Origin of the sequence: Pseudomonas muyukensis (assembly GCF_019139535.1) — a bacterium.
Lineage (GTDB): Bacteria > Pseudomonadota > Gammaproteobacteria > Pseudomonadales > Pseudomonadaceae > Aquipseudomonas > Aquipseudomonas muyukensis.
The window spans coordinates 3,361,097-3,376,582 of record NZ_CP077073.1; the positions used below are offsets into that span (position 1 = coordinate 3,361,097).

Genomic DNA, 15,486 nt, shown 5'->3' on the forward strand with positions numbered 1-15,486 from the left:
TCAGGGCTGGCGGCTGAACAAGGGGTGCAGGCTGCTGTGCTTGGCGTCGTACACCTGGGCCTGGCTTTCGTCGATCTGCACGGTCAGGCCCACCGGGCGCCGCGCGAGCAACGGGTCCAGGTGCCGGCGCAACACGCCCAGCAACTGCTCGCCGACCTGGCGATGGACACTGGCGCTGCGCCCCGCGCCCATGCGCAGGTTGGCGTAGACGAAGCCATAGTCGCCCTGGCCGTCGGCGATCGCCGCATGGGCCGCTGGGTAGGCCAGCACCCGGGTGCCGCCGGTGGGGAACACCTGGCGGTCGCTTTCATCGCGCTGGGCGAGCATGCAGTCGGCGAGGGCGCGGCACAGCGCGGGCAGGTCGCTGTCGGTTTCGATGTCCGGGCTGTAGAGCAGGACCAGATGGGGCATGCGGATGCTCCTTAAAGGCGGCTGGTGGAGGCCACGCCGGCCGGGTTCGAGGCCTGGGCGGCGGGGATGGCGGCGCCGTCCTGCGCGGTGACCGGAAAGATCGCGTTGATCTGGCCGGTACCGGACGAGCCGAAGTAGGGCGTGACCACTTCGGCCTTGCCGTCGTAGCGCGACCAGCCCAGGGCGCCGAGGAGCATGGCGGTGTCGTGCATGAAGCCCTCGCCATGGCCCTTGACCGCGTATTCGGGCAGCATCGCGCAGAAGTCGGCCCAGTCGCCGTCCTGCCACATGCGCACCACGCGGTGATCGAGGGTTTCCAGGAACGGGCTCCAGACCTGGGTGGCGAACGCTGGGGCCTGGCCGTTCTGGGCGAAGCGGTGCGACAGCGAACCGCTGGCCAGGAAGGCCACGTTGCCGTCGTAGTGATCCTCGACCGCGCGGCGCATGGCCCAGCCCAGGCGCGCGCTGTCGTTGAGGTAGTGCGAGGTGCACAGCGCCGAGACCGAAATCACCTTGAAATGGCGGTCGGCGTTCATGTAGCGCATCGGCACCAGGGTGCCGTATTCCGGGGCCAGGGTGGTGGCGTCATGGGCCATGGTCTCCACGCCCAGGCGGTTGCATGCCTGCGCCAGCAGGTGGCCCAGCTCGGGGTTGCCGGGGAAGCCGTAGTTCATGTTGGCGATGAAATGCGGCAGTTCGTTGCTGGTGTAGAGGCCTTCGAACTGCGCTGCGCAGTTGATGTGGTAGTTGGCGTTGACCAGCCAGTGGGTGTCGAACACGACGATGGTGTCCACGCCCAGTTCCCGGCAGCGTCGGCCGATCTCGTGGTGGCCGTCGATGGCCGCCTGGCGAAAGCCCTGGCGCGGGCCGGGCAGCTCCGACAGGTACATCGACGGCACGTGGGTGATCTTGGCGGCGAGCGCGAGTTTACCCATGGGAATCTCCTGTGATTGTTGTTGTGCTCCGAGGGTGGCGGGGCAAGTCGCCGTTGCGGCTTGCCCCGCGATGCCGTCAGACGCCCCAGCGCGGAATGTGATGGCTACCCATGGATATACACACGTTCTTGATCTCGGCGAAGACCTCGAAGCTGTATTGCCCCCCCTCGCGGCCGGTGCCCGAGCCCTTGACCCCGCCGAATGGCTGGCGCAGGTCGCGCACGTTCTGGCTGTTGATGAACACCATCCCCGCCTCGATCCCGCGGGCCAGGCGGTGGGCCTTGCCGATATCCTGGGTCCAGATGTACGAGGCCAGGCCGTACTCGGTGTCGTTGGCCAGTCGCAGCGCCTCGGCTTCGTCTTTGAACGGGATCAGGCACACCACCGGGCCGAAGATTTCCTCCTGGGCGATGCGCATCTGGTTGTTCACATCGGCGAACACGGTCGGCTGGATGAACTGCCCCTTGGCCAGGTGCGCCGGCAAGCCCGCCGGGCGCTCCAGGCCACCGGCCAGCAGGCGCGCGCCTTCTTCCAGGCCAATGCGGATATAGCCGGTGACCTTGTCGTAATGCTGCTGGGTGATCATCGAGCCGACCTGGGTCTTCGGGTCGGTCGGGTCGCCGACGAGCAGGCGCTTGGCGCGGGCGGCGAATTCGGCGACGAACTGCGGGTACACACTTTCCTGGATGAAGATCCGGCTGCCGGCGGTGCAGCGCTCGCCGTTGAGCGAAAAGATGGTGAACAGCGCGGCGTCCAGGGCGCGCTCGAGGTCGGCGTCCTCGAAGATCAGCACCGGCGACTTGCCGCCCAGTTCCATCGAGTACTTCTTCAGGCCCGCGCTCTGCATGATCTTGCGGCCGGTGGCGGTGCCGCCGGTGAAGGAGATCGCCCGCACGTCCGGGTGACGCACCAGGGCATCGCCCGCGGTGGCGCCATAGCCCTGGATCACGTTGAGCACGCCGTCAGGGATGCCGGCCTCGACCGCCAGGCGGCCCAGTTCGTTGGCGGTCAGCGGCGACAGCTCGCTCATCTTCAGCACTGCGGTGTTGCCCAGGGCCAGGCATGGCGCGGTCTTCCAGGTGGCGGTCATGAATGGCACGTTCCACGGCGACACCAGGGCGCACACGCCCACCGGCTGGTACAGGGTGTAGTTGAGCATCTGGTCGTCCACCGGGTAGCTGTGGCCATCCATGCGCGTGCACACCTCGGCGAAGAAGTCGAAGTTGTGCGAAGCGCGGGGGATCAGCACATTGCGCGTCTGGTGGATCGGCAGGCCGGTGTCCAGGGTTTCCAGTTCGGCCAGCTGCGGCACGTTCTGCTCGATCAGCTCGCCCAGGCGGCGCATCAGCCGGGCCCGCTGCCTGGCCGGGGTATTGGCCCATTTCGGGAAGGCCGCCTTGGCCGCGGCCACGGCCTGGGCGACTTCCTCGGCAGTGCCACTGGCGACCTCGGCGATCGCCTCGCCGGTGGCGGGGTTGTAGTTGACGAAGGTGTCGCGGCTCTCGACTTCGCGGCCGTCGATCCAGTGCTTGATCATGCTGTTGCCTCTTGTGCGTGACGGGCGAAGAACTCGGCTTCGCTGACGATTCGGTTGACCAGGCGAGCGACGCCTTGCACCTCCACCACCACTTCATCGCCCGGCACCACGTCGGCCAGGCCTTCCGGCGTACCGGTGGCGATCATGTCGCCAGGTTGCAAGGTCATGAAGCTGGAGAAGTATTCGATCAGGTAGGGGATGTCGAAGATCATGTCCGCGGTGCTGCCTTCCTGCTTCAGCTCACCGTTGACCCAGGTGCGCAGCTTGAGGTTGGACGGGTCCGGCACATCGGCGCTGTCGACGATCCACGGGCCCACGGGGGTGGTGGCATCGCGGTTCTTCACCCGCAGGTTGGGGCGGTAGTAGTTCTCCAGGTAGTCGCGGATGGCGTAGTCGTTGCACACCGTGTAGCCGGCCAGGTAGTCCAGGGCATTCTCGCGACGCACGTTGCGCGCCGGCTTGCCGATCACGGCCACCAGTTCGCACTCGTAGTGCATGTACTTGACGTTGTCCGGGCGCCAGGTCACCTGGTCGTGGCCGGTGTAGGTGCCTGGCGACTTGATGAAGGCAAGCGGTTCGCTGGGCGCGGTGAAGGCCAGCTCGGCGGCGTGGTCGGCGTAGTTCAGGCCCAGGGCGAACATGCTGCCGGTGGCCGGTGGCAGCCAGGTGACCTGGTCGGCCTGGATCAGGCGGCCGTCGGCCAGGCGCAGTTGCTGGTCGGCCTCGACGATGGCCTGGTGGACCCGGCCATCGAACTGGATACGAGCGTGCTTCATGGGGCGAGTCCTTGTTCGGCGACGATAGGGGTGCTGAGCTGGCCAAGGCCGTCGATCTCAACCGTCACCTGGTCGCCCGGCAGCACGTCGACGCGGCCTTCCGGGGTGCCGGTGATCAGCACGTCGCCGGCATGCAAGGTCATGAACTCGCTGATCTCGGCGATCAACTGCGCAACGCTGCGCACGCAGTTGGCGGTGTTGTTCTGCTGGCGCAACTCGCCGTTGACCCACAGGCGAATACCCAGCGCATCAGGGTTGGTGACCTGCGCCGCCGGCACCAGTGCTGGCCCCAGCGGGCAGAAGCCATCGCGGCACTTGGCCTTGACCGCCGGGCGGTAGTAGCTGTCCTCGGGCAGGCTGAACTCGTTGACCAGGGTGTAGCCGGCCACATGCTCCAGGGCCTTGGCCACGCTCACGCGGCTGGCGTCCTTGCCGATCACCACGCCCAGGGCAGGGCCAGGTTGCAGGCGTTCGACTCCCGAGGGGTAGGTCAAGGCCTGGCCGTGCCCGTTACGGGTGTTGGGGGTCTTGATGAACAGCACCGGCTTGACCGGCGGTTGCCGGTAGGGCGCTGCATGGAAGGACGCCAGGTGCTGCTGGAGCAGGCCCTGGTAGTTCAGGGCGACGCCGAACAGGCTGCCGCTGGCGACCTCGTGCAAGGCACGGCTCATGCTTTTCTCCTGCGCTCTGCGAAGCATGGGGGTATGCTTCATGGTGTTTTTGTTAATGTGTTAACGTTATATTTAATATGTTAACGATCGTCAAGGCATCGACGCTGCCAAGGTGACGATCGCGGGCAGTCCAACCGGCACGAGAACAACAATGAAAGCGCGACAGCCGATCCCCAACATCAATATCGGGCAGGTCTACGACCAGCGTTACAGCGACAGCGAGGTGCACTACGACCGGCTCGGCAACCTGGCCGGTTTCTTTGGCCGCAACATGCCGGTGCATCGCCATGACCGGTGCTTCCAGGTGCATTACGTCAAGACCGGCAGCGTGCGGGTGTTGCTCGACGACCAGCGCTTCCACGAGGCCGGGCCGATGTTCTTCCTGACCCCGCCGACCATCCCCCATGCCTTCGTCACCGAGGCGGACGCCGACGGCCATGTGCTGACCGTGAGCCAGCAACTGGTCTGGCAACTGTTGCAGGCCGAGCCGGGGCTGGGCAGCAACCCGCGCTTGGCGCCTGCCTGTGTCGCCCTGGGGCCGTTGCAGGGCCAGGCCGGCGAGCAGGCGCGGCGCCTGGAGCAGTTGCTCGACCTGCTGGGCAGCGAGGTTGGCCAGGGCCAGGTGGGGCAGGGCACGGCACTGCAGGACCTGGCGCGGCTGGTGATGATCAGCCTGTTGCGCCTGAGCGCCAATGCGTTGCCGGCCAACCCGGCGCGGCACGAGGACTTGCAGGTGTTCCGCCGCTTCAACGAGCTGATCGAGCGCCACTACCTGGACCACTGGACGCTGCCGGCGTACGCGGCGGCGCTGGGGGTCACCGAGGCGCGCCTGAACGATGTGTGCCGGCGAATCGCCGACTTGCCGTCCAAGCGCCTGGTGTTCGAGCGGCTGATGCAGGAGGCGCGGCGGCTGCTGTTGTATTCCGGCGGTTCGGCCAATGCGATCTGCTACCAGCTGGGGTTCAAGGATCCGGCGTACTTCAGCCGGTTCTTCCAGCGCCATGCTGGCACCACGCCGGGGGAGTACCGCCTGCGCCAGGCGGGGTTGCGCTGAACGGCTCAGGTGGGTGCCGGGTGTTGCCAGGGGGCTGGACAGGGTGGGGGCAAATGGTTTTCACTTTATTAATATCTTAATAAAACCAGCCCTTTATCCTGATGACTCAACCTAGACCCTCACTGACCTTGACCTTGTTGCAGGCCCGCGAAGCGACCATGGCGTTCTTCCGTCCGGCCCTCAATGCCCACGACCTGACCGAACAGCAATGGCGGGTGATCCGCATCCTGCGCCAGCAGGGCGAGCTGGAGAGCCACCAGTTGGCGGATTTGGCGTGCATTCTCAAACCCAGCATGAGCGGGGTGCTCAAGCGCCTGGAGCGCGATGGCCTGGTGGGGCGGCGCAAGTCGCCGGAGGACCAGCGGCGGATCTTCATCAGCCTGACCGTGCGTGGGCAGCAGGCGTTTCTGGCGATGAGCGAGGAGATGGAGCGTAATTACCAGGAGATCCAGCGACAGTTTGGCAGTGACAAGTTGGAGCAGTTGATGGGATTGTTGAACGAACTGAAGAAGGTCAAGCCCTGAGCAGGGGACTGCCGTAAATCATGCAGCGCCTATTAGACCGAGCGCCGCCCGCGCGGCGCTCGGTTTCACAGGCGCTGCAAGGGTTGTGGCGAACCCCTGGTGCTGCTCACGCGGTCAATGCCCCTCACAAACAACATCGACCTGGCTGCCGCCGCCAATCACCGACTCGCCATCTGCAATGAATCGTCGAGGATCTTCAGCAAGGACGCCGCCCGCCGGGCAAACACCGCTGGGTTCGCGTACAGCAACTCCACATGCAGGCTGTCGATGATCCCCAGGTAAGCATCCCCATAAAGCTCCAGCTTGTTGCCATCGCTGCGCGCCCAGCCATGACGTTCGCGCAGGGCCTGGCAGAAGCCCTGGCGAATCTGCTCCAGGTAAGCCTCGAAGCCCCCCGTGACCACCGCACGTATCGACACCGGCGGCAAGAACGCCGTGCGCAACACAAACCGCAGGTTGGCCGAGCCAGCATAGCGCTCGGCCAAATGCAGCGGATGCCAGTGCCCCGGCGCCTCGCCAGCCGCCGATTCCTGGCTGAAACCCAACGCCACATAGGCCGTTTCCGCCGCCAGCGCCCGCTCGAACGCACACACGAACAACGCGTCCTTGTTGGCGAAATGGGCATACAGCGAAGCCTTGCGCATCCCCGCCAACGCCGCGATCTCGCTCAGCGACGAGCCGTCGTAGCCATGCTCGGCGAAATGCTCCACCGCGTGATCGCAGACACGGGCGGCAGAAGGGGTCAGGGCTTTCAAGGCGGTCACTCCGGGTTGGCACTGCAGGACGAGGCGCTGATTGTGTTGGCCCGGGCCGCGCGGGTCAAACCCACGATCAACAGCGCCGATGCCGCCAGCAACCAAGCCCAGGCTTGCGGGCCGAGGGTCGCCAGGTGGCCGGCCAGGGGGGTCGCGCTCGAGGCGATCACCAGCTGCAAGGCACCGAGCAACGCCGCGGTGGAGCCAACATCACGCTGCTGCGAGGACATCGCCAAGGCCATCAGCGTGGCTTCGCAGATGCCCAAACCAAACAGCGCCAGCACCACGCCGGCCAACAGCAGCGGCAAGCCAGCGCCGGTGATCCCGGCCAGCACCATCAGCACGGCGCCAGCCCCCATGCACAGCGCGCCCCACCAGGCCACCTGTGCCACGCCGTGCGCCACTACCCAACGCCCGGACAACGCCGCGCCGAGCAGGATGGCCACGCCACAGCTGCCGAACAGCAAGCCGAAGTGCGCGCTGGATAGCCCGAAATGCTGCTGGTAGACGTAGGCAGAGCCGGCAATGTAGGCGAACAGGAAGAAGAACACCGCCGACAGCGCCAGGGCCGGACGCAGGAATGCGCCGTCGCCACCGATGCGTGCGTAGGTGCGCAGCACCGTGTCCGGCGCCAGGCGCACCCGCGCGCTGGCGGGCAGGGTTTCGCCAAGGCTCAGCAGCGAGTTGACCAGGGTCAGCAGGCCCAGGCCCGCCAGCACCAGCATGACCGCCCGCCAACCATAGGCGGCATCCACCAGGCCACCCACCGCTGGGGCGAGAATCGGCGCCAGGCCCTCGATGGTCATCAGCAGGGCGAAGATCTGCGCGGCGCGGGCACCGTCGGCGACATCGCGGACCATGCTCATGATCACCACCAAGGTCAAGGCACTGGCCAGGCCCTGCACCAGCCGCGCTATCAGCAGGGCCGGCAGCGAGTCGGCCGCGGCGGCGGCGAACGATGCCAGGGTGAACACCAGCAACCCGGCGAGCAGCGGCCGGCGACGCCCCAGGGCATCCACCAACGGGCCGAACAGCAACTGGCCAGCCCCCATGGCCAGCAGGAACACCGTCAGGGTCAGTTGCACCTGGGGATAGCCAGTGCCGAAGTCACGGGCCATTTCCGGCAGGCTGGCCAGGTACATGTCGACGGCCGAGGGGCCAAGGGCGCCGATCAGGGCGAGGGAGGCGGCGAAGCGCAGGTTGCAGGTGCTGGGCATGACGGGTGTATCCACAAGGTGAAAATGATACCTACCGACCGGTAGGTTGTGCGCAGGTTAGCCAGCTGGCCGCTGGCGGTCAATACACCGCTGCTGGATGGCCAGCAACTCGCGCCCCGGCAGCTGCTTGCGCGCCAAATGCATCCTTGCCGCTTGTTTAGCGCCACCGGTCCGACGGCCTGGGAAAAAACCGAATCTGCCGTGCTTGCCCGCACTCCCAATGCTGTACGGCACTGCCGTGCATTCATTCCCCAAGCCACATGAGGTTTTGCAACCATGGCCAACAAAGACAGCAACATGACCGGCCGTCAGGACAGCAACAAGACCGGCAGCCAGGGTGGAACGAAGAACCCCGGCAACTTTGCCAATGACCGCGAGAAAGCCTCCGAAGCCGGCCGCAAGGGCGGGCAGAGTTCCGGCGGTGGCAACCGCCAGAGCGAGTCCGGTCGCAAGGGCGGGCGGGCGTAAGTGAGGCCACGCAGTGCCAGGCGGCCTGGCACTGCGCACACCGGCAAAGGAGAATCCCATGCGCATCACCCCCGTGCTCTGCCTGCTGGCCAGCCTGACCCTGCTCGGCGGTTGCTTCGATCGCGACAACGATCACCCGGCCAAGGATGCCGACCCGAGCAAACCGTCGCTGCAGATGCAGCAACCCGACACCCCCAGCCCAGCGCCCGAAACCAAGCCGCAGCAACCCTGAGCGAGGTACCTGGCATGACGGCGATGGCCAGCAAGGGTGCACGCACTGCTTCCGAGGCCTTGGCGCGACGCTATCGGGCGCTGCTGGCGGGGGGCTGCGGGCGAGCCTGGCTCGAGCGCCAACTGCGCCACGTCCAGGCAATGCCCGACGACCTGCCCGACGATCCGCAGCAGTTGCCAGGCTGGGCCCTGGCCCACGTCAGCGCGGTGGCCGAGGCACACGCCGCTTATCTGCGGCAACGCCAGGAGGGCGGGCCCCGGCGCTACTTCGCCAATCGCGCCCACGCCCTGTGGTTCCTGCAACAAGTGGCCCCGACCAAGGCGGTCGACGGTGCCTGGCTGCACGGCACCCTGCGCCACTGGCGCGACCCGCGTTACCACGGGCTGATCCGCACCTTTCTCGAGGAACTGGGCAATGGCGACCCGCGGTGCAACCATGTGTTGATCTATCAGCGCCTGCTCAGCCGCCTCGGCTGCCTGCAAGGCCCGCCGCTCAAGCCCGAACGCTACCTGCAGGGGGCCCTGCAGCTGGCCCTGGGGCAGCAGTGCGAGCAGCGCTTGCCCGAAGTGATCGGCTACAACCTCGGCTACGAACAACCACCACTGCACCTGCTGATAACCACCCACGAACTGGCCGAGCTGGGCATCGACGCCCATTATTTCCAGCTGCACGTAACCATCGACAACGCCGCCAGCGGCCATGCCTGCCGCGCGCTGGAAAGCCTGCGCCTGCTGCAACCCAGCAGCGCCGGCGAGGCGTTCTACCAACGGCTCAGGCAAGGCTATCGGCTCAACGACCTGGGCCTGGACACGCCTTCGTTGATCGCCACCTTCGACCTCGAACACGAACTGCTCGGCGCCCTGGAGCGCAAGCGGGTGTATGGCCAGTTCATGCATTCGGACCGTTGCCGCCTGCAAGGGCGCACCATCAACCAATGGCTCGCCGAGCCGGGGGCCATGGCCGCCTTTCTCGACGCCTTGCAGGCCCAGGGCTGGGTCGAGCGCAATCGCAACCCGCTGCACAGCCGGTTGTGGGCGCTGATCGAAGGGCCGACGGCAGCCATGTTCGGGGTCTTCAGCGCCTACGAGAAACAACTGTGGCACGACTGGATCGCCGGTAGCTGGCAAGGCCCCAGTGTCCGCCGGGTAATGCCGGGCCAATGGGAACAGGACCTGGCGCTGGAACCCGCAGTTCCTTGCGCGGCGCCAGCATCGACAATCGACGGGCTGATCGCCGCCATGGCCGGCAACCGTCATGCCGAGCCCGCGGGCCTGCGCGCCACCCGCGACTACATCCGCGCCACCGGCCTTGCCCAGGGAGGACCCTGCTGATGCTGCTCGACCAGACCCAGGCCCGCGCCGACCAGGCCTTGCTGCAATTGGGCCGGCGCCTGCGCGCCGATGGCTACCACTTCACCTGCGTGAGCCCGGCGACCCAGGCCCGGGTCAACGCCCGCCCTGGGGCGCAACGGGCAGGCAACCTGCGCGAGGTGTTCGGCTGGAGCCGGCCGTTTGCAGGCGCGCTGATCAGTGCCGATGAGCTGGAGCAACTGCAAACGGCTGGCGTACTGGTGACGCAGGGCGAACTGCTGCGCAGCACGGTGCGCTGGTCGAGCCTGGATGATTTGCTGCTACTGCATTCGGCCTGGCCCACCGAACGCCGCGACGCGGTGTTCTTCGGCCCGGACAGCTATCGCTTCGCCCAGGTCATCCGCGATCACCTGCAACACGGCCCCAGGCGCGTGCAACATGCCGTGGACATTGGCTGCGGCGCCGGTGTCGGCGCGCTGCTGATCGCCCAGGCGGCGCCCCATGCCCAGGTCAGCGCGGTGGACATCAACCCCCTGGCCCTGCGCTATACCGCGATCAATGCCGCGCTGGCCGGCGTGGCCAACGTCTCGGTGGAACCCAGCGACCTGCTCGACGGCATCAGCGGCCACTTCGACCTGATCGTCGCCAACCCGCCGTACATGCTCGACGCTGCCCGGCGCACCTACCGGCATGGCGGCGGTGCGCTGGGCGCGGAACTGTCGCTGCGTATCGTCGAACAGGCCCGCGAGCGCCTGGCCCCCGGTGGCACCTTGCTGTTGTACAGCGGCGTGGCCATGGTCGAAGGCCATGACGCGCTGCTCGAGGCGATCCGCCTGCGCCTGGCGGGGCCCGCATTCAGCTGGCACTACCGCGAGCTCGACCCGGACGTGTTCGGCGAACAACTGCTCGAACCCGGCTACGAGCACGTCGAACGCATCGCCGCGGTGGCCCTGACCGTCACCCGCATGGCGTGACGCGGCCATGGCTCGGCCCTGCACCTTCGGCATCGAGCAAGAGTACCTGCTGGTCGACGCGGCCAGTGGCCGGGTGCTGGCCAAGCCACCGGCGGCGGTGGAGCGGCGCTGTCGGCAGATCCTCGGTGGCCACTTCGCTGAAGAAATGTTCCGCTGCCAGGTCGAGCTGGTCTCTCCAGTGTTCGACACCTTGCACCAGGCCCAGGGTTTCTTCGCCGAGCGTCGCCAGCAGCTGGACGCGGCCTTGGGCACCCTGGGCGTCGGCCTGTATGGCGCGGCCAGCCATCCCGGCGCGCAGTGGTCGCGCCAGCAGCCACGCGCTACGCCGCATTACCGGCAACTGTTCGACGACTACCGCCTGGTGGCCCGGCGCAGCCTGCTCAACGGCCTGCATGTGCATGTCGGCGTGCCGCCCGGCATCGACCGCATGCAGGTGATCAACCGCGTGCTGTACTGGTTGCCGCTGTTCTTGTTGCTGAGCACCTCGTCGCCGTTGTGGGGTGGGCAGGTCAGCGGCTACATGAGCTACCGGCGGGTGATCTGTGGCGAGTGGCCGCACATGGGCCTGCCTGAGCCCCTGGCCGACTGGAGCGCTTACCAACGCTACCGGGCGCTGCTGCAGCGCACCGGCACGCTGGCCGAGGACGGCGACTTCTGGTGGGCGATACGCCCGTCGCGGCGCTTTCCCACGGTGGAACTGCGCATCTGCGATGGCTGCCCGCGGCTGGCGGATGCCCTGGCCATCGCCGGGCTGTTCCGGCACCTGGTCGAGCAGTGCATCCGGCCAGCGAGCGAGCCGCAGCCAAACAGCCGCGAGTGGCGCTGGGTCACCCAGGAAAACTACTGGCGGGCCATGCGTGATGGCCGTCACGGCAGCTTCATTGGTTTGCACGAGCAGTTGCCGGTGACCGCCGAGGGCTGGCTGGCGCAGCTGCTGGCACAGCATCCGGTCGACAGCGTCGATGCCGAGCGCGCGGCGCTGCACGCCCGGCGGATACTGCGCGAGGGCACCAGCGCCGAGCGCCAGCTCGAGGCCTTGGCACAGGGGCTGGGGGCGGTCGTGGCGCAGGTGCTGGACGACCATCTGTCGCTGAGCGCGCCAGGTTGAACAAACCATCGCAGGCAGGTTGCCCTCGAACGCAGTAGGGCGCCAGCGCGGGGCCAACCCGCCCACGGTGCCCGCCCATTCACCCAGGAGCCGGCCCATGTCCAGCAAGCCGCAAGACCAATACAGCCTGCAAAATCCCCTGACCCAGTATCCCCATCCGCCATTCCCGGCCCAGGGCCAGGCCGCTCCCGGCCTGGATGCCAAGATGCAACCCAAGCCTGACCACGGCGAAAGCACCTACCGGGGTTTTGGCCGCCTGGCGCGGCGACGCGCCTTGATCACCGGCGCCGATTCGGGAATAGGGCGCGCCGTGGCCATCGCCTTTGCCCGCGAAGGCGCCGATATCGCCCTGAACTACCTGCCCAGCGAAGAGCGCGACGCCCGTGAAGTGGTGCAACTGATCGAGGCCGAAGGGCGCAAGGCGGTGCCACTGCCGGGCGACCTGAAGGATCCGCGCTTGTGCAGCCAACTGGTGGACCAGGCTCATGAACAGCTTGGCGGCCTGGATATCCTGGTCAACGTCGCGGGCAAGCAGGAGGCGCGCAAGGACATTGGCCAGATCAGCCACGAACAGTTCGACCACACCCTCAAGACCAACGTCTATGCGTTGTTCTGGCTGTGCCAGGCTGCGGTGCCGCTGATGCCGGCGGGGGCGACCATCATCAACACCGCGTCGATCCAGTCGTACCAGCCTTCGGCGACCTTGCTCGACTATGCCACCACCAAGGCGGCGATCGTCGCCTTCACCAAGGCCTTGGCCAAGCAGGTGGTCGAGCGCGGCATCCGGGTCAACGCCGTGGCGCCTGGGCCGATCTGGACCGTGCTGCAGCCCAGCGGTGGCCAACCGCCGGAGAAAATCCCCGATTTCGGTGGCCACACGCCGATGAAGCGCCCGGGCCAGCCGGCCGAATGCGCGCCGCTGTATGTGCTGCTGGCCAGCCAGGAATCGAGCTATATCACTGGCGAAGTGTTCGGCGTCACCGGCGGTAACCCACTGCCGTAGGGCAATTGCGACTAAACCTTCAGGGCGCCGCGTAGTCAGTTGCAGTAAGGGCCCGACTTCGCCAGGGCCAGGGAGGTGGCTGATGAAGCTTGTCTGCCTGCTGCGCGGCTGCCAATGGCGCAGCCTGCACATCGATGAGGTTGCTGGGCTGCATTGCCAGTGCTGTGAACGTTGTGGCGCGTTGCGCTACAGCCAGCCCGGGCAACCTTCGGGCGCATAGGAGCCAAGCATGGCCAGGGCTATCTGGAAAGGCGCGATCAGCTTCGGCCTCGTGCATATCCCCGTCTCCCTCAACACTGCCGTGCGCAGCGAGCGCATCGACTTCGACTGGCTCGACAAGCGCAGCATGGAGCCGGTGGGCTACAAGCGCGTGAACAAGGTCACCGGCAAGGAAATCGACAAGCAGCATGTGGTCAAGGGCGTGGAGTATGAGAAAGGGCGCTACGTGGTGATCAGCGAAGAGGAGATCCGTAAGGCGCGGCCCGAGGCGACCCAGACCATCGATATCTTTTCCTTCGTCCAGGCCGGGGAGATTCCCTTGCAGCAGTTCGACACGCCGTACTACCTGAGCCCGGAGCGTCGCGGTGGCAAGGTGTATGCCTTGCTTCGCGAAACGCTGCAGAGCACCGGCAAAGTGGCGCTGGCGACCGTGGTGCTGCATACCCGCCAGCATCTGGCGCTGCTGCGCCCGCTGGATGATGCGCTGGTGATGATCACCCTGCGTTGGCCCGAGGAGGTGCGTGGCCTGGAGACGCTGGAACTGGACAAGAGCGTCACCGACAGCAAGCTCGACAAGCGCGAGCTGGCCATGGCCAGGAAGCTGGTCGAGGACATGAGCGGGCCGTGGACGCCGCACGAGTACCACGATGCCTTCCGCCAGACCATCCTGGAGCTGGTCGAGGAAAAGGCCAGCAAAGGCAAGATCGAGACGGTGGAAAAAGGCGAGGGCATCGCGGCCGAGAAGGGCGCGGACATCCTCGACCTCACCGAACTGCTCAAGCGCAGCCTGAGCGGCAAAAAGCCCGCCAGCAAACGACCGCGCAAGGCATCCTGAGCCTTGCAGGCGAACCGGCAACGCGGTGGCTGGCACCGGCTGCGCCGGTGTTCGCCGGCAAGCCGGCTCCTACACCGATTACCGCCTGCAACACCTGTAGGAGCCAGCCTTGCTGGCGAACCAGGCAACACGGTGCTGGCCGGCAATACCTGTAGGAGCCAGCCTTGCTGGCGAACCGGGCGACGCGGTGGCATTCATGGCAGTTGCCCCAGCAACCCGTTCAGGTAATCCCCAAACCCTTGCCGCGCTCGGCTATCCCGGCGGCTGCTGGTGGCCACGCTGTGCTGGGCGGTCCAGACGATCTGCGCGCCATCGGCCTCGAGCGCAAGCACCAACTGCACATCTTCATGGGCCGGCAGCGGCTGGAACCCGCCAACCCGCTGGTAAGCCTTGGCACAGACCCCAAGGTTGGCGCCGTGGATATGCCGGTGTCCCTCCCGTGCCTGGTAACGCTCCTGGTACAGCCGGCGCAACGCGGTGCCGTGCCAGGGCTGCCAACGCTCGACATGCACCGTGCCGCACACCGCATCGGCCCGCCATTGCAGCTGCGACAGCAGCCAGTGGCGGGGCACACGGCTGTCGGCGTCGGTGAAGGCCAACCACTGCGCGCCGCGCTCGAGCATCAACGCAGCACCGGCGCGGCGGGCGATGCCGACATTGCCTGCGCTCAACTCCAGCGTGCGCACGCCATGGCGCCGGGCGATGGCCAGGCTGGCATCGCTGCAACGGTCGAGCACCACCAGGATGTTCACCTGCAAGCCGGTCAACGCCGCTTGTGCGGCGGCCGCCTGCACCGCCTTGAGGCAATGCCCGAGGCGCCGCGCTTCGTTATGCGCGGGGATCACCACCGCGATCATGGGCACGTCTCGTCCAGATCGACCACGCTGGGCTGGCATGACCAATATTCGAGCAGGAAGTCCGCTTCCTCATGGCGCAGCACCTGGTACAACGGCAAATGCCTGGCCAGTAGCTCATGCACCTGACGGCCATCCTGTGGGCAGCCAGCGACAGGGTGACGCCAGTGGCAGGCGAGCAGGCCGCCGTCGTAAGTCAGGCTGGCCACCGACTGTTCGATCACTTGCCGCCAGTCGGTGGGGTCGAGGTAATAGCCGATCTCGCTGAGCACGATCAGGTCGAACTGCCCAGCGGGCCAATCGCCAGGCAGATGGGCCTGCTCGACGCTGGCGTGGCTGACCCCGGCCAGACGCTGGCGCGCCAGGCCCACCGCGGTGGCATCGATGTCCTGGCACAGCAGGCTGGCGCAGCGCTCGGCGAGCAGCACGCTGAGCTCGCCATTGGCGCAGGCCGGCTCGAACAGCCGCGCATAGCATTGGCGCGGCAGGCTGGCCAGCAGCAGCTCGCGCTTGCGCCGTTCGTACCAGCGGGTGCGCAGCGCCCAGGGATCGTCATTGTTGGCGTACAGGTCGGCGAAATACTGCGCGTCGAGGCTCATGGCG

19 protein-coding genes are annotated in these 15,486 nt (G+C 66.8%); 10 read left to right on the top strand and 9 right to left on the bottom strand.

Annotated features, from left to right (window positions below):
• The 5 genes from KSS95_RS15000 to KSS95_RS15020 all read right to left on the bottom strand — a co-directional run bounded on the left by KSS95_RS15000 (position 1) and on the right by KSS95_RS15020 (position 4,330).
• Positions 1-411, bottom strand: a complete 411-nt coding sequence (locus KSS95_RS15000; RefSeq protein ID WP_217847863.1) for a 5-carboxymethyl-2-hydroxymuconate Delta-isomerase — start codon at positions 409-411, stop codon at positions 1-3.
• 11 nt (positions 412-422) lie between these two features.
• On the bottom strand, positions 423-1,346 hold the full coding sequence (gene hpaD, locus KSS95_RS15005) for a 3,4-dihydroxyphenylacetate 2,3-dioxygenase (RefSeq protein WP_217847864.1): 924 nt from the start codon (positions 1,344-1,346) through the stop codon (positions 423-425).
• A 76-nt stretch (positions 1,347-1,422) separates the two neighbouring features.
• A complete protein-coding gene (gene hpaE, locus KSS95_RS15010; protein WP_217847865.1) occupies positions 1,423-2,883 on the bottom strand; it encodes a 5-carboxymethyl-2-hydroxymuconate semialdehyde dehydrogenase in 1,461 nt (486 codons plus the stop codon).
• Complete coding sequence (locus tag KSS95_RS15015) at positions 2,880-3,659, bottom strand: fumarylacetoacetate hydrolase family protein (RefSeq protein ID WP_217847866.1); 780 nt, start codon at positions 3,657-3,659, stop codon at positions 2,880-2,882. The genes hpaE and KSS95_RS15015 overlap by 4 nt, the downstream gene beginning before the upstream one ends.
• Complete coding sequence (locus KSS95_RS15020; protein WP_217847867.1) at positions 3,656-4,330, bottom strand: fumarylacetoacetate hydrolase family protein; 675 nt, start codon at positions 4,328-4,330, stop codon at positions 3,656-3,658. Before KSS95_RS15020 ends, KSS95_RS15015 begins: the two co-directional genes overlap by 4 nt.
• A 151-nt stretch (positions 4,331-4,481) precedes the next feature.
• On the opposite strand from KSS95_RS15020, the gene hpaA reads away from it, so the two are divergent.
• Together hpaA and hpaR are read left to right on the top strand one after the other, a co-directional pair.
• Complete coding sequence (gene hpaA / locus KSS95_RS15025; protein ID WP_217847868.1) at positions 4,482-5,384, top strand: 4-hydroxyphenylacetate catabolism regulatory protein HpaA; 903 nt, start codon at positions 4,482-4,484, stop codon at positions 5,382-5,384.
• Positions 5,385-5,485: 101 nt separating this feature from the next.
• Positions 5,486-5,908 carry a homoprotocatechuate degradation operon regulator HpaR gene (gene hpaR / locus KSS95_RS15030; protein WP_217847869.1) on the top strand — a complete coding sequence of 141 codons (423 nt, stop codon included), beginning with the start codon at positions 5,486-5,488 and terminating at the stop codon, positions 5,906-5,908.
• A gap of 158 nt (positions 5,909-6,066) precedes the next feature.
• Here the strand turns inward: hpaR and KSS95_RS15035 are convergent, their stop codons facing one another.
• A complete protein-coding gene (locus KSS95_RS15035) occupies positions 6,067-6,672 on the bottom strand; it encodes a TetR/AcrR family transcriptional regulator (RefSeq protein ID WP_217847870.1) in 606 nt (201 codons plus the stop codon).
• Positions 6,669-7,880, bottom strand: a complete 1,212-nt coding sequence (locus KSS95_RS15040) for a multidrug effflux MFS transporter (protein WP_217847871.1) — start codon at positions 7,878-7,880, stop codon at positions 6,669-6,671. Before KSS95_RS15040 ends, KSS95_RS15035 begins: the two co-directional genes overlap by 4 nt.
• Before the next feature lie 276 nt (positions 7,881-8,156).
• On the opposite strand from KSS95_RS15040, the gene KSS95_RS15045 reads away from it, so the two are divergent.
• The 8 genes from KSS95_RS15045 (at position 8,157) to ku (ending at position 14,029) form a co-directional block, all read left to right on the top strand.
• The gene (locus tag KSS95_RS15045; RefSeq protein WP_217847872.1) at positions 8,157-8,348 is read left to right on the top strand and encodes a con-10 family general stress protein; all 192 of its coding nucleotides are present in this window, start codon (positions 8,157-8,159) and stop codon (positions 8,346-8,348) included.
• Positions 8,349-8,406: 58 nt separating this feature from the next.
• Complete coding sequence (locus KSS95_RS15050; RefSeq protein ID WP_217847873.1) at positions 8,407-8,580, top strand: hypothetical protein; 174 nt, start codon at positions 8,407-8,409, stop codon at positions 8,578-8,580.
• Between the two features lie 14 nt (positions 8,581-8,594).
• On the top strand, positions 8,595-9,911 hold the full coding sequence (locus KSS95_RS15055) for an iron-containing redox enzyme family protein (RefSeq protein WP_217847874.1): 1,317 nt from the start codon (positions 8,595-8,597) through the stop codon (positions 9,909-9,911).
• The gene (locus KSS95_RS15060; protein ID WP_217847875.1) at positions 9,911-10,864 is read left to right on the top strand and encodes a methyltransferase; all 954 of its coding nucleotides are present in this window, start codon (positions 9,911-9,913) and stop codon (positions 10,862-10,864) included. The genes KSS95_RS15055 and KSS95_RS15060 overlap by 1 nt, the downstream gene beginning before the upstream one ends.
• Before the next feature lie 7 nt (positions 10,865-10,871).
• The gene (locus KSS95_RS15065) at positions 10,872-11,972 is read left to right on the top strand and encodes a carboxylate-amine ligase (RefSeq protein WP_217847876.1); all 1,101 of its coding nucleotides are present in this window, start codon (positions 10,872-10,874) and stop codon (positions 11,970-11,972) included.
• A gap of 97 nt (positions 11,973-12,069) precedes the next feature.
• Positions 12,070-12,975, top strand: a complete 906-nt coding sequence (locus KSS95_RS15070) for an SDR family oxidoreductase (RefSeq protein ID WP_217847877.1) — start codon at positions 12,070-12,072, stop codon at positions 12,973-12,975.
• A gap of 82 nt (positions 12,976-13,057) precedes the next feature.
• Entirely contained in the window at positions 13,058-13,195 is a 138-nt protein-coding gene (locus tag KSS95_RS24680; protein WP_302467645.1) for a PSPA7_2676 family Cys-rich small protein, read from the top strand.
• 9 nt (positions 13,196-13,204) lie between these two features.
• A complete protein-coding gene (ku, locus tag KSS95_RS15075) occupies positions 13,205-14,029 on the top strand; it encodes a non-homologous end joining protein Ku (RefSeq protein WP_217847878.1) in 825 nt (274 codons plus the stop codon).
• Between the two features lie 194 nt (positions 14,030-14,223).
• Here ku and KSS95_RS15080 read toward each other — a convergent pair whose 3' ends face one another.
• Both KSS95_RS15080 and KSS95_RS15085 read right to left on the bottom strand, forming a co-directional pair.
• Positions 14,224-14,886, bottom strand: a complete 663-nt coding sequence (locus tag KSS95_RS15080) for a glycosyltransferase (protein WP_217853993.1) — start codon at positions 14,884-14,886, stop codon at positions 14,224-14,226.
• The gene (locus KSS95_RS15085; protein WP_217847879.1) at positions 14,883-15,482 is read right to left on the bottom strand and encodes a class I SAM-dependent methyltransferase; all 600 of its coding nucleotides are present in this window, start codon (positions 15,480-15,482) and stop codon (positions 14,883-14,885) included. Before KSS95_RS15085 ends, KSS95_RS15080 begins: the two co-directional genes overlap by 4 nt.
• Between the last annotated feature and the right edge of the window lie 4 nt (positions 15,483-15,486).